Annotated in this window: 8 protein-coding genes; 1 reads left to right on the plus strand and 7 read right to left on the minus strand. The window is 46.1% G+C overall.

Features of this window, described 5'->3' with window-relative positions; translation table 11 throughout:
• Positions 1–2: 2 nt before the first annotated feature.
• On the plus strand, positions 3–2,564 hold the full coding sequence (locus ABDW16_RS10900; protein ID WP_343669682.1) for a zinc-dependent metalloprotease: 2,562 nt from the start codon (positions 3–5) through the stop codon (positions 2,562–2,564).
• 72 nt (positions 2,565–2,636) lie between these two features.
• Here ABDW16_RS10900 and ABDW16_RS10905 read toward each other — a convergent pair whose 3' ends face one another.
• The 7 genes from ABDW16_RS10905 to ABDW16_RS10935 form a co-directional block, all read right to left on the minus strand.
• Positions 2,637–4,118 carry a RagB/SusD family nutrient uptake outer membrane protein gene (locus ABDW16_RS10905; protein WP_343669684.1) on the minus strand — a complete coding sequence of 494 codons (1,482 nt, stop codon included), beginning with the start codon at positions 4,116–4,118 and terminating at the stop codon, positions 2,637–2,639.
• A gap of 24 nt (positions 4,119–4,142) precedes the next feature.
• Positions 4,143–7,232, minus strand: coding sequence for a TonB-dependent receptor (locus tag ABDW16_RS10910; protein WP_343669685.1), 3,090 nt, complete (start codon positions 7,230–7,232; stop codon positions 4,143–4,145).
• Positions 7,233–7,545: 313 nt separating this feature from the next.
• Positions 7,546–12,186, minus strand: a complete 4,641-nt coding sequence (locus tag ABDW16_RS10915; RefSeq protein WP_343669686.1) for a family 78 glycoside hydrolase catalytic domain — start codon at positions 12,184–12,186, stop codon at positions 7,546–7,548.
• 73 nt (positions 12,187–12,259) lie between these two features.
• Positions 12,260–16,261 (minus strand): glycosyl hydrolase, encoded by a 4,002-nt coding sequence (locus ABDW16_RS10920; RefSeq protein WP_343669687.1) that lies wholly within the window; start codon positions 16,259–16,261, stop codon positions 12,260–12,262.
• The gene (locus ABDW16_RS10925; RefSeq protein ID WP_343669688.1) at positions 16,254–17,261 is read right to left on the minus strand and encodes a sugar phosphate isomerase/epimerase family protein; all 1,008 of its coding nucleotides are present in this window, start codon (positions 17,259–17,261) and stop codon (positions 16,254–16,256) included. The genes ABDW16_RS10920 and ABDW16_RS10925 overlap by 8 nt, the downstream gene beginning before the upstream one ends.
• A complete protein-coding gene (locus ABDW16_RS10930; protein ID WP_343669690.1) occupies positions 17,234–20,869 on the minus strand; it encodes a family 78 glycoside hydrolase catalytic domain in 3,636 nt (1,211 codons plus the stop codon). The genes ABDW16_RS10925 and ABDW16_RS10930 overlap by 28 nt, the downstream gene beginning before the upstream one ends.
• Positions 20,869–22,614: an exo-alpha-sialidase gene (locus ABDW16_RS10935; RefSeq protein WP_343669692.1), complete on the minus strand. Its 1,746-nt coding sequence runs from the start codon at positions 22,612–22,614 to the stop codon at positions 20,869–20,871. The genes ABDW16_RS10930 and ABDW16_RS10935 overlap by 1 nt, the downstream gene beginning before the upstream one ends.
• Between the last annotated feature and the right edge of the window lie 4 nt (positions 22,615–22,618).

Consider the following 22,618-nt stretch of genomic DNA (forward strand, 5'->3'; position numbering starts at 1 on the left):
TCATGTTAAAACGCCAACGTTCAACGTTAGCCATTGCCATAGGAATTTCCCTTATGGCAACGGCCACCGTTCAGGGTCAGATCTTTAAACACAAGAAAAAAGCACAACCCGCCACTCAGAAAAGCGCCACACCGTCCGACACTACGAAAAAGCCAGCTACTACACCCGTCAAACCTTACAAGGATGTCATCACGGCTGACATGAAAACCAGCAAAGGCTTCATTACTGTACATCAGAAAGAAGAGAAGTACTTCTTCGAAGTACCCAACAAAATGATGGGCAGAGACATCCTGATCGTGAGCCGTATTTCAAAAGCATCTGCCGAAATGCGCAATGGTAGCGCAGGTTACTCCGGCGACCAGATTGGTGAAACCGTATTCCGGTTCGAACTGGGCCCTTCCAAAAAATTGCTGCTCCGTCGTATCTCCTTCAGGGAATATAGCGATGACAGTACCAAAGCAATGTTTGCCAGCGTACAGAAAAACAATGTGCAGGCTATTGCGATGGCTTTCCCAATCGCTGCTTACGCCCCCGATTCCAGCGGTGTCGTATTCGACGCGACTGAGTTTGTAAACAGCGACAACGAAGTATTGTACTTCCAGAAAAAGCAATTCAAAGACAGGGCAGGTATGGGTGCACAGGTCAACGACCGCAGCTTTGTAGACTATGTACGTGCATTTGCTTCTAATGTAGAAGTACATGCAGTGAAGACTTACAATGCGGGGCTGAACCCAACCTCTTCTTCCTATACTGTAGAACTGAACTCCTCCCTGGTGCTACTGCCTGAAAAGCCAATGCGGCCACGTGCGATGGACGCCCGTGTAGGTTACTTCGCCGTAGGTCATATTGACTTCGACGCAGATCCGCAGGGTGTAAAACAACAGATCTACGTGAAACGCTGGAGACTGGAACCTAAGCCTGAAGATGTAGAGAAATACAAACGCGGTGAAATGGTAGAACCAGCAAAGCCAATTGTATACTATATCGATCCTACCACTCCTAAGAAATGGGTACCTTACCTGATGCAGGGTGTGAACGACTGGCAGAAAGCCTTCGAAAAAATTGGTTTCAAAAATGCGGTGTATGCGCGCATTGCGCCTACCAAAGAAGAAGACAGCACCTGGAGCATTGACGATGCTACCCACTCTGCTATCATCTACCGTCCATCTGTGATTGCCAATGCCATGGGACCAAGCGTATCTGACCCTCGTAGCGGTGAGATCATTGAGAGCCACATCTTCTGGTACCACAATGTGATGAACCTGCTGCAAAGCTGGTACATGGCACAATGTGGCGCTGTTGATCCGCGTGCACTCCACACAGAACTGCCGGATTCCCTGATGGGTCAGCTGATCCGTTTTGTATCTTCTCACGAAGTAGGTCATACATTGGGCTTGCTGCACAACTTCGGCAGCAGCTCTACAGTGCCTGTTGAAAAACTGCGCGACAAGGCGTGGGTAGAAGCACACGGTCATACACCTTCTATCATGGATTACGCACGTTTCAACTATGTAGCACAGCCTGAAGATCATATTGGTGAAGCGGGCTTGTTCCCACGTATTAATGACTACGACTTTTGGGCCATTAAGTGGGGATATGACATGCACACGGACTATAAAACTGCTGAAGAGGAGAAAAAAGCCCTGGCTAAAATCGTAAGTGATAGCCTTGCTGCCAACCATCGCCTGTACTTTGGCAGTGAAATCAACTTCACAGATGCCCGTTGTCAGAATGAAGACCTGGGTGACGATGCAGTGAAAGCCGGTGAATACGGTATCAAAAACCTGAAAAGGGTTATGCCGGGTATTCTGAGTTGGGCAGGAGTAAAAGGGGAAGATTTTGATAAACCAATGGACCAGGTAAAAACAGTATATAGCCAGTTTTTGATGTACATAGGGCATGCCATGTCAAATATCGGTAGTGTATACGTGACTGAAAATATGGTAGGCGATGCTGCGAATAGCAACGTAGAACCAGCTCCATATGAGAAGCAGAAAGCAGCGATGGCATTTATCACCAAACATTTGCTTGAAACGCCCACCTGGTTGAATAATGAGCTGCTCAACAGAACTACGCTGAACTTTGCCAATGAGCTCAACGCTGCACAACGCGAAATGCTGAGTGCTATCCTGAGCCGTGGACGTTTCAGCCGTCTCTTGTGGTCTGAGCAGGTATATGCAGCAGAGAAGCACGTAAAAGTGTACACACTGACTGAAATGTTCGATGATCTGAACAAAGGCATCTTTACAGAAGCTTATGCGGGTAAGAATGTAGATATGTACCGCCGTGGTTTGCAGAAAGGATATGTAGCAAGATTGATACAGCAGGTATTTACAAATGCAGGTGAAGGTAACATCAGCGACCAGGTCCAGCCATTTGGCTACAACTTTGATAAATCAGATGAAAGAGCTATTCTGAAAGACAACCTGATGACCGTATTAGCCTTATGTAAAAAGCAGGTAGCGAATGCAGGGCTGGACAAGCTGACCAGATTGCACTATGATGATTTGGTTGTTAAAATAAACGCGCAGTTAGCTGCGGAAAAAACAGGATTGATAAAGTAAAGATAAAATGAACGTAACCCAACTATCCCTGAAACCCTATGTAAAAAAAGGTCTGCTTTCGCAGACCTTTTTTTATTTCCATTCATCATTCTGAGTCAGGTTCCTGTTCGCATCCAGTTCATTCTGTGGCAGTGGCCAGATGTAATATTTCGTTGTGAAAGTAACACCCTGAATATTTGCTTTGCTGGTTGCATCTACAAATATATTGTTTGGCAGATCATACATCATGTGTGTACGCTGGATATCGAAGTAGGCTTTATCTTCGAAAGCCAGTTCATGATAACGTTCTTTCCACACCTGCTGGCGAAAGTCATCCTTGCTCAGACCTGATAGTGGTGCCAGGTTAGCCCTTGCACGGACGGCATTGATCTGAGTATATGCTGCGGCAGTAGGTCCGCTCACCTCGTTGCTGGCTTCTGCGTAGATCAACATGATTTCAGGCAGGCGGAACAGGGTCCAGTTTTCATCGGAGTTAGCATCGCCGGTGGTTGGATTTGCTGCTTCTTCCAGCCAGTATTTATAGAGTGCATATTCCCCGAAATCCCTGCCATTGTAATTAGTAAAGAAGAATTGCTTTTCTTCTGTACGCTTATCACCTGTTTCGTAGGAGTCTACAAACTGGTTGTAGGGCATGAGTGCACCATATTCATCGCCGAACTTGGAGATACCGATTTTTTCCGGAATGATTAAGCGGGCAATATTGTTGGAAATGATACTTCCGGAATACTGCACCTGCAAGATGAATTCACTCCCATTTTTATGTGCCCTGTCGTGCAGGTAAGCATAACTGGTAAACAGCTGATAGTTACCGCTGTTGATTACTTCGGCAGACTTATCCGCAGCCAGCTGATAATAGGCAGCACCTTTCTGCAAAGGGTATCCTGCCATAGTCAGGTACACACTGGATAGTAAAGATTTTACTGCCATGATAGATGCACGGCCTGTTGCATCGGTAGTCGGCAATGAAGAAGCTTCTGCCAGCTGCAGGTCTTTTACAATCTGGTCGTATACATCAGCAGCGGACGTACGGCTGGGATACAGCTCGGGGCTATTGGCACTTACGGCTGTCAGTACCAGCGGTACATCACCATACAATCTTACCAGGTGGTAATAGTAGAAGGCACGCAGAAAATATAACTGGCCCATCAGGTTGCTCTTCTGGGCGTCATCCATATTTACATCCGGAATGTGCTGGATGGCCACATTACAGTTGGCAATACCATTATAAAATCCTTTCCATACAGACATGAATACAGGATCGCTGGTACCAGCTGTATGCTTGATCATGCTACTGTTGTAAGTACTTTGGCCCAGTGTCTTGGCGTGTCCTACCAGCATTTCCATAGAGATCCAGGGTGTTTCGCCATAACCATCGCTATTCTGGAATACTCTCAGCTGTTCATAAGCACCATCCACGGCTGACTGTGCCTGGGTAGCATTTTTATAATAATTATCCGTTGTAATGGAGGATGGATTCTTTTCTTCCAGGAATTTACTACAGCCTGTCATTCCCATCAGGGAGAGGCTTAATAATACTATTATACTGCGGTTCATAATGTACATTTAAAAGGTCTGTGATTAGAAAGTTACATTCAGTCCCAGCATGACAGTTCTCGCTTTGGGATAGTCATGGAACTGCATACCCTGTGCAAAGGTGTCGTCCCATGTGGTCGTTTCCGGATCATAACCTGTGTATTTGGTAATCAGGAAGAAGTTCTGTGCAGCTACATATACACGGGCATTGGTTATACCCAGCTTCTTGCTGGTGGCTGCAGCAAGGTTATAACCCAGGGAAATATTCTTGCCCCTGAGGAAGGAACCATTTTCCACTTTATGATTATCCAGCTTACTGGTGTAACCGGCAGCAGTAGGCCTGATCTGAGCGATAGGCGTATTCTGGTGCTCAGGTGTCCATGCATTCAGCACGGTAGCAAAGCTGTTTGCAATACCGGTTCTGTCTTCAGAAGAGTGTTCTGACAGTTTGAATACATCATTGCCATAGGAATATTGTAATTCCAGCAGCAGGTCAAATTGTTTGTAACGGAAAGTGTTGGACAGTGTACCATACCAGTCAGGAATACCTTTACCGATGATGGTGCGGTCCTGGCTGTTGATCTGGCCATCGCCGTTCATGTCTTTGAACTTCAGGTCACCTGGTTTACTACCATATTTAGCAGCCTCTGTTTCTTCGGCTGTGCTCCAGGTACCTTCGCGTACATAGCCATAGAAGGAACTTACAGATTTACCCACACGCAGGATGTTGGTATAATCCAGGAAGTTAGGGTTCATGTAAATGTCTTCGTTGTTGCTACCCAGCGCGGTGATTTTATTCTTCAGTGTGGAGAAGTTGAGCGTAGTACTCCACGAGAAATTCTTACGATCGATGTTCACGGAATTCACGCTGAATTCAAAACCTGAGTTCTGCAGGCTACCGATGTTGCGGGTAAGCGTGGCATAACCGCTGGAAGCAGGCACTGGTGCATCGAGCAGCAGGTCTTTGGTATTCTTTTTATAATAGTCGGCAGCAATGTTCAGTCGGCTGTCAAAGAGGGAGAGGTCAAAGCCCACATCCACCTGCCTGGTTTTTTCCCATTTCAGGTCCGGGTTCGCCATGGTGCTGATCACTGTACCGGCAGCGCGGGTACCGTTGAAGATCAGGGTATTTGAAGTCATGTTTGCCAGTGACTTGTATTGACCAATTTCGGAGTTACCAGTCAGACCATAACTGGCACGCAGTTTCAGGTTGTTGACAGTTGGATTGTTTTTCAGGAAAGGCTCTTCAGACACACGCCAGCCCAATGCCGCAGATGGGAAGAAGGCAAACTTATTGTCTGCACCAAAACGGGAGCTACCATCATAACGGCCCGTGAATGTAACCAGGTAACGATCTTTGTATGCATAATTGGCCCTGGCAAAGAAGGAAGCCATTGCCCAGGTATACGCCTCAGACGATGGTGTATTTACCGTAGAAGCAGAACCCAGGTTATTCCATTCGTAGTAGTCGTCACTCAGGCTTTGTACAGCCACCACGTATTTCAGGTAGTCTAATTTCTGTATTTCCTGACCTGCGGTAGCACTGATGCGGTGGTCTTTACCGATTGTCTTGTCATATGAGAAGTGGTTTTCCCACTGGTAGAAGGTAGAGCGGTAAGAGGTGATTTCAGCATAGTTTTTACCATATTCATTGGCCAGGTTAGACTGGGTACTGTTGAAATAAGGATCGTATTCATCACGCACGTTGGCACCCACGGTACTGGTAAATGTGAGGTCCTTGTACAGCCTGATATTGGCATATGCGTTGCCGTTAAATACGTTATTATTATAGAGGCGTTTGTCTTCGTACAGCTGGGACAGCGGGTTATCGCCTGATTCCATGCCCTCATAGTCTCCTCTTCTACCATACGTGCCATCAGGATATTTATAAGGAACGATCGGGATCATTTCAATCATCTGGCGGGTTACGTTGTTACCACCAGTGGTAGCATCCTGTCTTTTTTCCCTGTTTACAACATAGCCGATGGTACCACCTACTTTCAGCCAGTCGTTCATTTGACGGTCAATGGTAGCGCGGGCGGTATATCTTTTTGCATAAGAATTTTTAATCACCCCCTGCTCATCGTTATAACCAAGATATAAGCCGTAAGTAGATTTTTCATCGCCGCCGGTGAAAGACAGGTTGTGTCCCTGGCTGATAGCGGTACGTGTTACGGCATCCTGCCAGTCTACGTCATAGAGCGGGTTAAGGTTGTCGTCGAAGAGTGTACCGATATATTGCGCACGCTTTACTTTAGGATCTTTGTAAGCACCGTTGGCAAAGCCGGTAGGGTCGTATTTAGCAGCATTGGCATAAGCCAGGTCTTCTGTAGCGAGGAACTCTTTTGAATTCAGTACATCCTGTTTGCGGGCCATTCTACCTGCGCTTACGTAACCATTGTAGCTTACTACTCCGCCTTTTCTGTTACCTTTTTTAGTAGTGATCATGATTACACCGTTTGCACCGCGGGTACCATAGATAGCGGTAGCAGATGCATCTTTGAGGATGTCCATGCTTTCGATATCGTTCGGGTTGATGGTAGAGATATCAGCGGGATATACGATACCATCTACTACATACAGCGGATCGTTGGTAGCCTTGATAGAACCGAAACCGCGGATGCGTACGCTGGTACGGCCACCGGGGCGGCCGGAGTTGGTATTTACGTTTACACCGGCTACTTTACCTGCCATGGCTTGTTGCAGGGTGAGCGATGGTCTTTCCATCAGTTCATCGGCGTTTACGCTACCCACACTACCTGTGAGGTCCTGACGTTTGGTAGTACCGTAACCGACTACTACCACTTCGTTCAGATCACTGGCGGATGAGGTGAGTACGATATTAAGGTTTGTCTGATCCCCTACAGGGACTTCTTTTGTTTCCATGCCTACATAGCGTACTACCAGTACAGCGCTGGAATTGGGCACTGTGATAGAGAACTGTCCTTTGTCGTCTGTGTATGCACCAATGGTAGTGCCTTTTATCTGCACTGATACATTTGTGAGAGGGCCTTCCTTACCTGATACCTGCCCTGTGACCTTTTTTTGCTGGGCCATGAGGGTGTGGAAATGCAGCATCGTTAACAGGAATAGCCATCCTGTACAACGCATGAAATGGTTGTTTCTTTTCATCATGGAACTATTTAGTATGTGATCTGATTACTCTATTATGGACATATGCAATTGCCCTGAACACTGGTCAGCGCCCGGGTCAATAAGTAAATCGTTTTAGTTTAGTTAAACAAAGATGGTTGCTACGTTTCTTTCTGGTTTCTACAATAAGTTTTAAGTGAAAAAATTAACAAATGGATTAATCAATAACTATACACTGGATTAATCAATAAATGCCATAACGTGATCTTGTGTTACACAAGGTTGAGCGACAAATCTAAAAATTTTTTATTAACAAGGGCTAACTTTTTATATTTTTTTTAACAATGCTTCGGAATTAATAAACTGAAAATATGTATTCACCTGAACTTATTTTGATGATGGCTCTGCCGTCTTCATAGTGTGTGGGTTTAATTTTTCTCCCATTTTCAGTAATGTTTTGGGTAGGGGTGGCAGGAATTTTTATATGCGCGATTGTGTTTGATGGAATGCTTACATGTAATGTAAAATGTTGATCTTTTAATTCCCATTCGCTGCGTATGGTACCATCAGGAATGTGATAAGTAGCTTTTACGTGGGTGATATCGCCAACCACTTCGGGGCGGATGATGATATCGCGATAGGCTACAGAGGTTTCGGATTGCTGGATGCCGGCGAGGCCATTGTAGAACCATTCCATGATATGGCCGAGCATGAGGTGATTGTTGGAGACTTCGGCAAGGGCAGGCCAGGATTCGGTGAGGGCAGTGGCACCTTTGGCGATCTGATAACCATAACCGGGCACGTCGTTACGATAGTTCATATCGTAGATAAGTTGGGAGGCACCGCCTTGCTGCAGGGCCTGGATGAGGAAGTGAAAACCGATATCGCCGGCAGTGAGTGTACGATTGCCGGCGTTGATGCTATCTACCAGGTTTTTAAAAACTTCTTTCCTGTTTTCTTCGGCTACGAGGCCGGTGCATAGCGGCATGGCCATGGAGGTCTGACTACCGGTGGCGTATACTTTAGTTTGTTTGTTGAAGAATTTATTGTTGAAAGATTGTTTGATGTTGTTGGCTTGCTGGCGGTAGCTATTGGCTTCTTTCTTTTTTAAAATAGTGGCCATGTCTGCAAGGAGCCTGCAATCATAATAGTAGATAGCAGTGGCGGTGAGGTCTTTGGGGGTGAGTTGTGCCACACCGGGGCGGGCAGGACCATAGTCGAACCAGTCACCAAGGCCGTAGGATAAGATATGATTGTCTGACTTGTTTGCCAGGTAAGCAATGTAACGTTGCATCATGGGGTAGGCAGTCTGCATGGTTTCGGTATCACCATACCATTTGTAAAGGAGCCAGGGCAGGATTACGCAGGCACTTCCCCATTCAGGAGAGTCGCGGAAGCCGAAACCTTTATCATCGAAGAAGACATATTCAGGGGCGATGTCTGGAACAAGTCCTTCAGGAGTTTGTGCATCGATCATGTCGTTGACTAATTTCTGATAGAGCAGGCGGATGTCGTAGTTGAACTGGATGGAATTGCCCATGAGGTAATCCTGTTCCAGCCAACCGAGTTTTTCACGGTGCGGGCAGTCGGTGGCTACGCTTTGGAGGTTGCTTTTGATGGCCCATTTGATCAGGTTGTAGATTTGGTTGAATAAGGGATTAGAGCAGGTGAAGGTGCCGTTTTCAGGAGATGAATTTCGGATGTGTAGTAACTTCAAATCGAGGATCTGATCAGGAGTGGCGCCTTCTACCTGTATATAGCGAAAGCCGTAGTAAGTGAAACGGGGATGCCATTCTTCTATTCCGTTACCTTTTAATGTATAGCTATAGTAGTACGGTTTGCCGGTGGCACGTTGGTTAGAAAGGCCGGCGGGGGTTAATAGTTCGGCGGGGGTGAGTTTGATGGTCTGGCCTTTGTGGCCTTTTATTTTTAGGGAGATGATGCCGGCCGCGTTCTGACCGAAATCGTAGATGGTATTGTTGATGGATTTTACAGGAATGGTTTCGGCAATGGTGACCGGGTAGTCTTTTTCCTCTTCCAGTTTGCCAGCAGGCGCTTGTACCAATAGCGCGTTTTTCCAGTTGCTGTCGTCAAAGCCGGGGCAGTCCCAGCCATCCTGTTCCAGCCTGGCATCGTAGTCCTCACCGCCGTAGATGCTGGTGAAGGTGATGGGTGAAGGGGATGTTTTCCAGCTTTGATCAGATACGATGTTGAAGGAGCTCCCGTCAGTATAGGTTATTTGTAACTGGCAGTACATTTTTGGGTAGCCGAAAGCAGTAAGCAGTTTATGATATCTTTCTTTGTTGATGTAGTAGAAGCCATTGCCGACGATGACACCGAGGGTGTTTTCGCCGTTGCGGAGGTAACTGGTTACATCATAGGTGTTGTATAAAACACGTTTATCATAGTTTGTCCAGCCGGGGGCGAGGAAAGAATTGCCGGGTTTCTTTCCGTTGATAGTGAGTTCATAATGACCGAGACCGGTGATGGTGAGTTGGGCGGTTTTTATGGGTTTGGTGGTGGTAAAGGATTTACGGAATAAGGGGGTGACGGCGCGTTGTTGCGCTTTGGTTTTATGATCGGGCAGACCGGGAACGAGTCTTAAACTGTCAGGCATTTCTTCATAGCCGATCCATTGGGGGGGACGGACATTAAAATTTATCTCTGCTGGCTGTAGGTTTGGGCTGGTGGCAATGAGGCGGATGGCGCCGGGTGTTTTGCCAGCTTTGATGATGACAAGGGCACGACCACGGAAGGCTTTTCTATATGATACCTGATTGCTCTCCAGACTGCGGGGATCAGCATTGCCTACCCCTACGATAGTAGCCGGGCCTTCTAATTTAAAATTGATTAACGAGGTATCGTCTGGATTACGATAACCTGCACTGTCCAGTAAATTGACAGTGATATAAGCGAGGTCCTGATTATTAGGTGCGAGTTGTAATGTATCAGCCTGTAACTGCAGGCGAACAGCCGGACCAGTGGTAGACAGCGATACTTTCTTTTTGCCGCCTACGGCAGTGAGGGTACCTTTTGTGTATGGCACCTGCCAGCTAACGGAATGATCTTTTACAACTTTCTTACCCAGTGATTTACCATTGAGGAATAACTCTACCTGCTCATAAGAGCTATAGGCAACTACTTCCAGTGGTTTTCCTTCATGGCCCTGCCAGTTCCAGCTATCGGTAACATCCTGCCATTCCCAACGGCTCCACTCTACTTTGTCTGGATTGAGTGGATAAGTAGGTTGCGGCGGGTGCACAAAGAGAGATAGCTGATTGGGCATCCAGAGGGCGTCGCGGTAATATGACTGCGGGCGTTTCCAGCCACAAATATCTATATCTCCGCAATAAGCGAGGTTCCATGGATAGAAACCCTGATGTTGCATATATCCTAACCAGCCAATGCTGGCTTCGCCAATGTAGTCAAAGGCTGTCCAGACGAAATCACCGATTACCCAGGGATGTTTGATCACACCTTCCCAGTATGCGCCGGCATCCAGTGGGAAAGATTCTGTTGCCATGATGACACGATCGGGTACACGGGCATGGTCGGGTTCGTATTTATCCAAAGCATAATTATAGCCTGCTACGTCGAGGGCAGAGAGGAAAGTGTCTTTATCAGGGGCAATGCCATTTACGCCACAGGTAATGAGGCGGGTGCTATCCAGTTGCAACAGGTAGTGGCGCAGGGTATGTGCTACAGCGGCTACTGCTGGTTTTTCCCGGTGCGGAATTTCGTTGCCGATGCTCCACATGATGACTGATGGATGATTTCGATCCCGGTTCACCATGCTTTCTATATCACGCTGCCACCAGTCATTGAAGAATACGTGGTAATCTTCCGGGTTTTTACCGTCTTTCCAGGTGTCAAATGCTTCGTCGATGACTAACATGCCGAGACGGTCACAAGCGTCTAAAAAAGCCGGAGAAGGGGGATTATGGGCACAGCGGGTGGCGTTGTATCCACTTGCTTTTAGTAAGGCGACTTTTCGTTCTTCTGCCCGGTCGTATGCTTTGGCACCGAGGGGCCCATTGTCGTGATGGACGCAGCCACCTTTTAGTTTGATGGGGAGGTCATTCAGGCGGGCGCCGTTTATGGCATCGGCGGTGAATGTGCGGATGCCGAAGGTTGTTTTTATTGTGTCGCTGTCGATAATGGTGACGGCGGTGTATAGGTTGGGGGTGTCTACGGACCAGAGGGAGGGGGTGGAGATTTGGAATTGCTGATTGGTAGAAAGTGCAGAAGAGTTAGAAGAATTGACTGAACTAGATGAGTTGACTGAATTGGATGAGTTAAATAAGTTAGATGAATTAGAATTAGATTTTGATGAGTTAGTAGCCGTAATTGGTGTTGTAACCAGTATTCCTTTTTGATTGTAAATACGGGTAGTACCTGGTTTCTCTGTATAAATAGCAACAGTAGCCAAATTCCTATTTACAACTGGCGTAGTGATAGCAATCTTGTATTGATTACTTTTTAACCATACATGCCTGTAAATACCTGATCCGGCATACCAACGGCTGTTTTCTCCTTCATTTCGTACAAGTACAGCTAAGACATTCTCTTTTCCCGGAATGACCTGATCAGTGATATCAAAACTAAACGTGGTGTAACCGTAAGGATGTTTACCTAGTTTTTTACCATTGAGCCATACGGTCGCATTCATGTAAACTCCATCAAATTGCAGGATAATAGGTTTTTGATTTGAAGCAACCGTGAAATGTTTGCGATACCAACCGGTACCACCGGTGGTAAAACCACCACTTACCTGGCTGATTGCTGCAGGGCTAAAGGGAGAGTTTGTACAGGGAAGGTCTTCTATACTCCAATCATGTGGCAGGTCTACTTTTCTCCATGCTTCATCATTGAATGCGGGATTTTCCGCGCCTTGTGCATTCCCTCTGTAAAACAGCCAGTCATCGTCAAATAGTTGCTGCGCGCTGGCTGGAAATATGAAACCTAAACATATGCTGATGAGAAAGATCCGGATCATGATAAAAACCAATTAAGAATCAACAAAGAATTTATTTAAGAATTCATTCCAGCAATCCGTTTACGGATTCAATTTAGTAATTCAGTTTACTTTTCCCTTTATCTACTGACGTAGCCACCGCAATGCCTCTATGCCCTGCTTTGTCTACCGCACAATAAAAATGATATACTACACCCTTCCATTTCACAACAAAAGATTTATGTGCAAACAGGTCATCGTAGGATTCAGAAGAATTAATCAGGTCAGGCCCTTTCCAGTCTGTCCAATGCACAAGATCGTACGAGCAGGCAAAACGGTTAAACGCTTCTTTCGGTTTGTCTTTCCAGAATGCGCCATAATAGAACATCACATAGAGACTATCCATTTGCTGTATAACCGCATCACCTGTAATACCTGTATAATGATCCAGTAAAGGATCTTTGCCCCAGCGTGACCAATGCTCCATATCGTCAGATACCGCCATACCAATACGTTCTTTACCCCGTTTTGGTTTCAGACTATCTCCTTTTGCATTGTAATACATCACGAAGGAGTGACCGGTTAGTTTTTTACCATCACGAATGATGGAACTTTTGTAAATGGTGTTATTTTCCCACCAACCGGCATCTGTATCAGTAGCTTTCAAAACTGGTTTTGGGAGTCGCCGCCATTCATGTGGTTTAGTAATATCTTTGTCTGTGTAAGCAATACCAATAGATAACAACCCGGCTTCATATCCTGTACTTACACCACCAAAGTAAGATAACCAATGTTTCCCTTTATAGGGTGTCCATTCATAATTACCGCCCCATTTATAGTTCTGCAGTGCGGTATAGCCAGCTTTCTGATTTGCATCCCAGGTAGTACTGTCAGAGAAGGACATCATTTTTCCAAGGGTTTGCCAGTTCAGCAGATCTTTACTTTTGGCCAGCCAGGTTTCGTAACCACGCCCATCAAAGACGATGTAGACCATGTACCACAGGTTGTTTTTCCTGAAGATGCCGGGACAGTCCATTTTGAGCGTATCATTCGCAGGCACCATCACAAGGCCGTATTTGTAAGGTGTTTTGACTTCGTTGTATACGCGTTCCATCACCGTATCTGCTACCTGATAATCAGTAAGCAGTTTTACAGGACCTAATAAACCTGCGGGCAGCAAGTGATTACCGGCTTGCTTATCTGAAAAAATACTATAGGTTTCTTTAGGTTGAGTTCTGTCACCGATAATGCGGTTTGCCCAGGTATTAGTGACAGCAATATCTATCTTATTGAGCCCGGGATGTATGGCTTTAGAAATATCCACGCTATAAGGCGGTGTCCAGATGATACCACAGTCAATATCATTGACCTTTACAGCGGCAATATTGGCGATATTGCCGGCATCTAACAGGATCGTAGGTGGAGGATCAGGTAGTTGAATATTTTGGATATAATGAGCAGTACCCGAGAAGTATTTAATTTTCGCTGATGCGTGCTGACTCCAATCAGTGAGTTTTTCAAATAATACAGTATCGTTGGGCGCAAAGCTTACCTTCCATGGATTATCTAATGTCTGGAAGGGTGCATAATTTGTTTGTTTATGCACATTTTCCATGGGCTTGTCTGTGAATAAAACAAACATAGAGCCGTTTGGAGGAAGTGACAATGCCAATTCTGTTCGGTTAGCATTGGCTTTCCACGCTTCCGGTTGTAGATAAGCATCATTCACAGCATCGTATAATACAGGTATTTTATTTTGCACCCGGAAAGATAATTGCAGGTGGCGCTCCTTTTCCTGTTGATTAGAAACAAAATAGATCTCCTTATCAGGTGCTGAACGATGTGTCCATGCAATACCAGGTTCTCCTGAAATGAAATCAGGAGGAATATGAATGTGCTTTAAAGTATCTGTGAGCCTGAGCGACACGCGGTACCTGGTACTGTCACTTAACTTATTATAAGAGTCATAAGCATATCCATGCAAAGGATCTATCCAGTCTTCTGCTTTAGAAATATTCGCACTGGCAGTGACACCGGCAGGCATTTCTCTTGTAGGTTCGCCTACATTTGCCAACCTTCTTTTTTCCCTTTGTACAGTACTATCCCCAAATAACCCTGGTAATAAGGGTACCAGGCGCTCTGGCAAAACAGCTCTTTTAGGTAGATTATCGCCCGTATACACACCAATATCCACAACCGGCTTTCCCTGTTGTAATAAGTATTGGCAGCGAGTCACATAATTCACCATTGCTGATACATAGGGCCACCAGGTCTGATCACGTTGAAAATAAAGGCCGATCCCATTCAGGGTCATTCCCGGCTTTTTATCCATCCACGGGTTGTGTGCAAATACATGAAAGACTAACTTATTGATACCTAATGCAAAGTTGCGATCTATACCTGTTTTCAACATACCAGGATATTCGTCCCAGTTATTACGCAGTTCTGTAAATGCTTCTGCCTGAATGATTTGTTTATCATACACATGTGCGCCTGAAATAGCGTCCAGCATATCATTGGGCTTATCGTGGGTCGGGCTGCGAAGCCAGAATTCACCCATCGGATAATCGACTGCATGGTAATGCTCCATACCATCTCCCGTGATCATAGGCGCGGTACTTTCTGCGCTGAAAGCAACCCCATTGGCATGGGCTAATGCACTTAAAGTGTCGTAGAAATTAACCTGAATTAAGTTATTGATTGTACGACGAATATCTAACAAGAATCGCTCTGAGGCAGCACTGTTATTCACAGGAATACCTGCCATTGCAGGCAACCATTTTACCAGGTCATAACCATGTTGCTTTTTGAAAGCATCTCTGAATATGGGTGACCAGTTTTGACTGCCACATTCCCAGCTATCCACATGCAATACACTTAATCTGGCCCGCTTAAGCGCCTCCCCATACCAATGATCGAATTGCAAGCGTACTGCGGCGGGGTTGAATTTATCACATTCCAATCCGGCACCCGCGCCACCTGTTACATTCTTATGCCCGGTGGAAGTATGACCTATACGCAGGATGGTCCAGTCGCCCCTCGGCGCTTTCCATTGAAGATGGCCATGAGAATCAATTTTAGCTGTCAGATCAATAATCTGATCCTGGGCAATTGCCAGATCTGTATTGGCATGATTGCTATTGGTAATAGTCTGATCTGTATTAGTAACCGTGTTGCTGATCCGCCAAACGGCACCACTCTTCCCTTCATATTGGTCAATGCGTGGCTGGTTGGATAAATGAATCCCTGTAATCTTCAAACTCTGTTTCCACTTAGCATTGTCCAGATCTTCTGCACCGGGTTCTGAACCTACCTTATTGTAATCAAAACGGAAGTAACGACTGGTTGTCACCGGAATGGAATATGTGTGATCTGCATCTGAATCCAGCCAGCCATGACGGGGAGCTGTCATTTGCAACACTTCGTGAAAGTGTGTGCCATCGTCACTCACAGACAACTTCAGGCGCTGTGCCTGGTAGTTATTGCCACGGATAGTGATGGAGCGACAGGTGAATGGCGCGGCGTAAGTATATTGAATCCAGCAGGGATCCGTACTTTTTATATTTTCTTTATTCTCTTTGCTGGCCAGTATTTGTGCATTTACATTGGGAAGGCTCGTAGTCACTACCGGGCTGGATTTGTCATCTTTGATAAAAGGAAAAGCCAGTACTGCAATGTCTTCATAATAGCCTTCGTTCGTAGTAGGTTGTGGTAAGGTGCCATTGAAATTCCCATTGACCGCTGTAGTTGTCCACACTACTTTTTGCATGCTGAGGGCAGGTGTAATCCAGGGCCCCCCTCCTACTGCAAATCCATCACAAAAGTGCATGCCCAATTGCAACCCGAGGCTATCTGCCTGCTGAGAAGCATAATGAACAAGGTCCCACCAGGCAGGCGTCAGTTGTTCTGCTACAGGCGTATAAGTCGTTTTGCCATTGATGGGCATGAGGTAAGCACCTCCTAAGCCCGCTTCTTTCATGGCTACCAGGTCTGCATGGATACCGGGTTGAGACACAGCTGCATACATCCAGTACCAGAACACCCATGGTTTGGCATTCTGTTGTGCATGTAAGGTAATGTTCAATAATAAAAGGAAACAAATAAGTATCCTACGCATGGAATATCGATTTCAGGTAAGCAGCATTTGCGCTAAAGTTCTTTTTTACATTCTTAGGGTCGTTTGCATCGCGGGAGCGCTCTATCACTAACCAGCCACTCCAGCCCATATCGTCCAATGTTTTCTTTACGGCAGGCATATTGATTTTAGGATCCTTCTCCAACCATACGCCATCTGCATTGGTACAATGAATCTGGCAGATGCGCTGCCGGCCCAGGGTACGTAGTTCCTGTTGTAAGTCCCGCCCTTCTTTGATTGCATTAGAGAAGTTGAAGTAACTCCGGATATGTTTTGAATTAATTTCGTCCAGTAACTTTACCTCTTCAGCAGCTGACAGTGCGGTTTCTATACCGATGATCACACCCGCCTTTTTTGCCTTTGCACCTGCTTCTTTGAGCCGCTGCACGATTTGTGGGCGTAATTCAGGATGCTGTATCAGATCACCTTTTACACCCAGTGGCAAAAAGGCGATCTTTACTTTCATTGCTACCATAGTATCGATACAGTCCTGCACCAGGTCCGGCGTTTCTGTTCTTTCTGCAAAGGATTGTGCATAGAAACCAGACATGGCGATTGAGCTGATGGCAATATTCAGTTCTTTGGCTTTGTCCAGGAATTGCTGGCGGGTGGCGGCATCCCGGAGTTTATTATCAAATGCAGGACGGTCTCCCAGGCCGCCCATATCGAGTTCCAGTCCGTCGGCACCTATTTCTTTGGTCAACTGAAAAGCCCCCAGTTTCTGGCGTTTCAGGATCATCCAGTCACATACAGCGATGCGATAACGGGGTTCTTTCCACATGCCTGCGAGTGAATCAGGCATAAACTCTCCTGCAACGAGTGAATGGGGCATAGCTTCTCCTTCAGTGAGTGAACGTGTGGCAAAGTCTCCTGCTGCAAGTGACCGTGGTGCTAAGATCCTTGCTACAAGCGAATGTGGCATAAGCGCTCCTGCCGCGAGTAATGCTGATTGCACTATAAACCTGCGTCTGCTGTTTTCCATATATCGTTGTTTATGGGTGTGAGTTCCAGCTGCCGGGGATCAATCTTCACATACCTGATCCTTTGCCGGCGCCATGTGTATACAATGTGAATATATCCGTCTGCTGACTGGATGACTGCGGGATAAGAGTATTGGCTCACAGGTGAATCTTCCAGTACCAATGCCGCCGACCAGTGAATACCATCTTTGCTCAGTGAAACATTCAGTGGTGTACGCTTACCTTTGCCGGCGCCTTTTGGTGTACTGACATGGTTATACACAATCAGCTGCCGGCCATCCTGCAATGTGACAGCATCTGTGCCGGAATTATTATTAGGTAAGGTGTTTAATGAAAGCGGTGACCAGGTTTTGCCACTATCCTGTGACCATGATTGCACGATATTACCACCTTTATTGCGGCAAAGGATCTGCATTTTTCCATTACCATATTGCAAAATGCTGGGTTGAATCGCATTGATGGTACTGTCTTTTTGCAAAGGCCCAATCATCGTCCAGGTTTTGCCGGTATCGGAGGTGATTTCAAAATGAATGTTCCAGCCATGCCCTTCTGTACTACCTGGGCAAAGGAGTTTTCCACCTGCTAATAAGATGGGTTTATTCTTTACAGGGCCTAAGAAACCATCGGGTAATTGCCTGGCAGTGGACCAGCTGATACCACCATCTTTAGAGGTTTTCATGTATCCTTTCCAACCTCCTACATTGGGACCTACTTTGTAAAAGAGCAATAAATCGCCACCCGGCACCTGGAACAATACGGGGTTCCAGCAGGCGTAGCGTAATGTATCATTTTGTATACCATTCGCCACTTCTACAGGCGCCGTCCATTTTCCGGCCACCTGACGACTGATCCAGATGCCTACATCCGGGTTTCTTTCTTTGGTACCACCAAACCATGCAGCGACAAGACCATTGCTGGTTTCAGCAATGGTAGCAGCATGTGATTCAGGAAAGGGTGCAGTGGTGAAGATGTCTTCATCTACGACTATTCCTTTTTTCCATCGATCTGGTTGTGATATGTGGATATTGTAATCACCAGCACCTATTTCGAATACGATCTGGTTATTTTCAGTTTTGATGAATTTTGCATCATTACCTAAACCACTTATTTGCCGCTGGTCATTGGCAGGCAGATAGATAGTAGCAGTTGTATTTGCAGGAGTAGTGATTTGCCAGTCAAAAGCTTCAAACGTTTTTTTCCAGTGTGAACGAACAAGGCCATACATGGATTGATAACTGGCGTTCACTTCTTCCAGCCCCGGTACGGGTTGCGGATTCATTATAATGTGTTTGAACCCGTTTTCTCCTTTTATACCAGCAAGGCTTTGATAGAACCAGGCGATCAGGTCACCCAGAAGCATGATATGATTTTGCGAGTTCATGTTAGGCGCAGCTTTATCCCCATTCCACAATTCCCATATGGTCGTAGCGCCCTGGTTGATCATATAACCCCAGCCGGGATAATCCCTGTCTGCAGCAATGAGATAAGCCAGATCAGGACGACCATTTTCTGTAAGGCCACGCATCAGGAATTGCGTACCGATTACACCTGTGGAGAGGTGATCCCCATTCTGATGAATGGTATCGACTATGTTTTTAAATACCTGTTGCCGTTCATTTTCAGGGACCATACCGAAGTACAGGGGCAGCAGATTGGCGGTGAGCGTATTGTTGCTGTTACCAAAGTGCTGATTGAATGATTGTTTTACCCGGGCAGCCTGTTGTGCAAACAAAGCCTGGTCAGCTTCCATGTGTAGAATGCCTGCAAAGGTATCCATGATAGTGAGCAGGCGATAATACATAGCGGTAGCTATCAGCCTGCCATCTGTTGGTTTAGGGGCGCACCAGTCTCCGTATTTATCTTTCGTCATGATGCCATCTACGAAGTACTTTTCACGCATATAGGTGAGCCATCGCTTCATAGACGGGTAATGTTTACGCATGGGTGCTACATCACCAAACTGATCGTAGAGATAACCAGCAATGAGAATATAAGCAGCAGGCCAGGTCATATTATCAGAATAATATCGCCAGTAGGCAGGTGCTACGTCAGGGATTGCACCGGCTTCGGTTTGTGCATCTTCAATATCATCCAGCCACTTTGCATATAGCTTACTATTGTCAAAGATGAAGCTTTCTCCTAAGGCGCCAGTTGCCCGGTCTCCTAACCAGGGCATTCTTTCATTGCGCTGCGGACAGTCTACCGGCATACCTTTGTAGTTGGAACGAATACCCCATACCGCATTTTGGTAAATTTTATTGATTGTGGGATCAGAAGTTTCAAATGTGCCAATGGTGGTAAGGTCATCATTGACCACCTGCCCTTCTATGTCGTCAGGAAGGATGCCACTGATCTCTACATAGCGGAAGCCATGGTATACAAAGGTAGGATGCCATGTTTCAATGCCTTCCCCTTTGAGGGTATAAATATCAGTGACCCTGGCATCGCGGAGGTTAGCGACGTGCAGACTTCCGTCTTTTTGCAGGCTCTCTGCAAAGCGCATAGTTACCTGCCGGCCCCGCTGGCCCTGTACTTTTATTTGTAACCAACCGGCAAAGTTCTGCCCCATATCAACGATCCATTTATCTTTTAAGGGTTTTATTGATATGGGTTTTATGGTGCCGGTGATGCGTTGTGGTTCATTTAACTGTGCCCTGAGTTTTCCACCGGGTGCAGGTACGATATCCACCGGCTGCCAGTTATGCGCCTTGAATGCGGGTGTATTCCATCCGTACATTTCCTTTCTGGCATCGTACTCCTCCCCATCGTATTCGTTGTTGGTACGAATAGGTCCATCTGCTGTTAACTGCCAGCTTTTATCACTGGCAATGATTTGCTTTTTGCCATTTTCATATTCCAATTCTAATTGTAGCAATAACCGGGGATACCCGAAGGTGTTTATTTTGGCAGGCTTGTAATTCTGGCGCATGGTGAAATAACGGCCATTACCCAGGGTTACGCCAATCGTATTATCACCTTTGTGCATAAGGTTAGTTACATCATAAGTATTGTATCGCACAGTCTTTCTATAATCAGTAGGTGATTGCGCTAAGACCTGTGTACCTATACGACTGCCATTCATAAAGCCTTCATACAGACCGGGACCGGCGATATATAAGGTGGCTTTCTTTATGGGTTGCTGACAAGTGAAATCCTTTCGGTAATAACGGGCAGAGAGCCTTGAAAACTGGGTATGTGCACTATCCCAGGCAAAGGAAGTATCCACTCCAATCCATTTGCCTTTCCAGTCAGCAGAATGTAATAATCCCATACTCCAGTGGGCCGGTTTGCTCCATTCACTTTCGCCTTTGTTTGTCCAGACTTTTACTTTCCAATAGCAACCCTGCCTGCTTTTCAGGGTGCTGCCATTGTAGGCAATCTGGATAGATTGATTACTAATCACTTTCCCTGAGTTCCAGAGATCGCCTTCATTCTCAGCCAACTTTTCCGGCGTAGATGCTACCAGTATCTGGTAAGCGGTTTGCACTACCGCATGCTCCTGCCCACCTATTTCCCAGCTCATGCGCGGCTGCGTGATGTCTATACCAACAGGGTTCTCCAGCGTTTCGCAACGCAGATGGAACAATAATATGAGGAATAATGCATGCATTACAATACTTTCGTTTTAAGTGACTGGATATGATAGATGGCGGTATAAGGATCCGCGGCGTTTCCATTGGGAAGGTCCGTATCCACATCGGCAGGCGTATCTGCATCCGGAAAATGACGGGGTTCCCCGGTACGGAATACAATTCGGGCCACTGCGTCTATCGGTGCAAAACTCAGGCTGGTCAATACATCTTTGCCATTTACATTTACCGTGTAGAAACGGTTGGTGGTATTGACAGTAAGACGAATCTGATATACTGAATCGGGTACATATTTCAGGAAGTTCTTGTAGCGTGCGCCCACCTTGGCTTTCAGGGTACTGTCTGCATCAAAGATAAGCCGGACACCGGGTGTACTTTTTTTATCTACCAGTTCAATTTGCAACTGGCCATAATTATTTTGTTTGGGTGTGACAGTGAAAGATATTTCCAATTGTGATGCGGGTGTGATCACCTTTTCTGCTTTTGCATAATCGAACGGATCTTTGTCTTCAAGTGTAAGATGATCGCCGTCGATTTTTACCGATGCCCATAGCGGACTATAGGTATTCCATTCATCTGAAGCATTTGTTGTAATGGGTACGGGGATGCCCGCCACCCAGATATCTTCCTTATTCATACTGTAGGTCACCCATACCTTTCCATCTTTGGGTGTTCCATTGCCTTCTTCTATACCCCGTACATATTGGGGGCCATAGGACTTATAATTGCCGCCATAACGCATGGGTGGCACCTCACCATTTACCAGCAATAAGTTTTTATAGTCGAGGCCATCATCGCTGACAGATACCGCCAGCGGCCACCTGTATTCAGAAGGGTTGTATACGGTCACGTATCGGCCGTCTGAGGTACGTTGTCCCCATATCTTTGCATTACTATTTACAAAACCGGGGGCACGGGCTACTGCAGACCATGTTTTGCCTTCATCTTTACTGATAGCAGAGAGCGCATTTTTCCACAACCCAACCACATCATGATTGGGAAGATGATAATAACAGAAAGCCTTGTAATTTTTTTGTAAAGGGATTAACGGATCATCTCTGTCGGCTTCTTCATTCCACTGCATCATCATGAGTGGCGTGGCCATCAACTCATTGCAGGCAGCAATAAATGCTTTGTCTTTGCTGGTAGTATAAAAGGGATAAGAGGTGTTGCCTGCATTCCAGGCTTTGTTATAATGCAGAAAATAGATAGGGCCGTATTTACCATCAGGCAGTATTTCTCTTACCACCCTGCCTATTCCCTTACCGTCGTTAGGATCATCTTTTGCATCCAGGCAAATACCGTAGTAACCTAATACCAACAGGTGATTGCTCTTAGATACATAAAAACCCATGCGCTGGTGCATCACCGCATACAGGTTACGAGCGACCCCAGGATGGCCTTCTTTCGAAGTACCATCCGGGATCTTATAGGTGGGGAAAATAACCAATGGTTCGGACCAGGTCTGTCCATCGCTGGAAGTGAGGAGCAGCGTACGACCTGGCGGTACACTTTCGCCGATACTATCGCTCAGGTATTCCAGGTAGAACTGGTTATTCCAGTAAGCCAGCATAGGGGCATGGTTGTAGGTCCAGCCACCATTGCTACGGTTGGCCCGCATCACCTGTATGTTGTGCACACCAGTAGCAAGTTGCAACTGCCCATGGTGATAATCAACATTCACCAGTGTACTACCGGAATAATGTACTTTATCCTGTGCCAGTACACTCATGGTACATAATAAAAGCGCGATCAGTATCCTCATAATC

The sequence above is a fragment of the Chitinophaga sp. genome (genome assembly GCF_039596135.1).
GTDB lineage: Bacteria > Bacteroidota > Bacteroidia > Chitinophagales > Chitinophagaceae > Chitinophaga.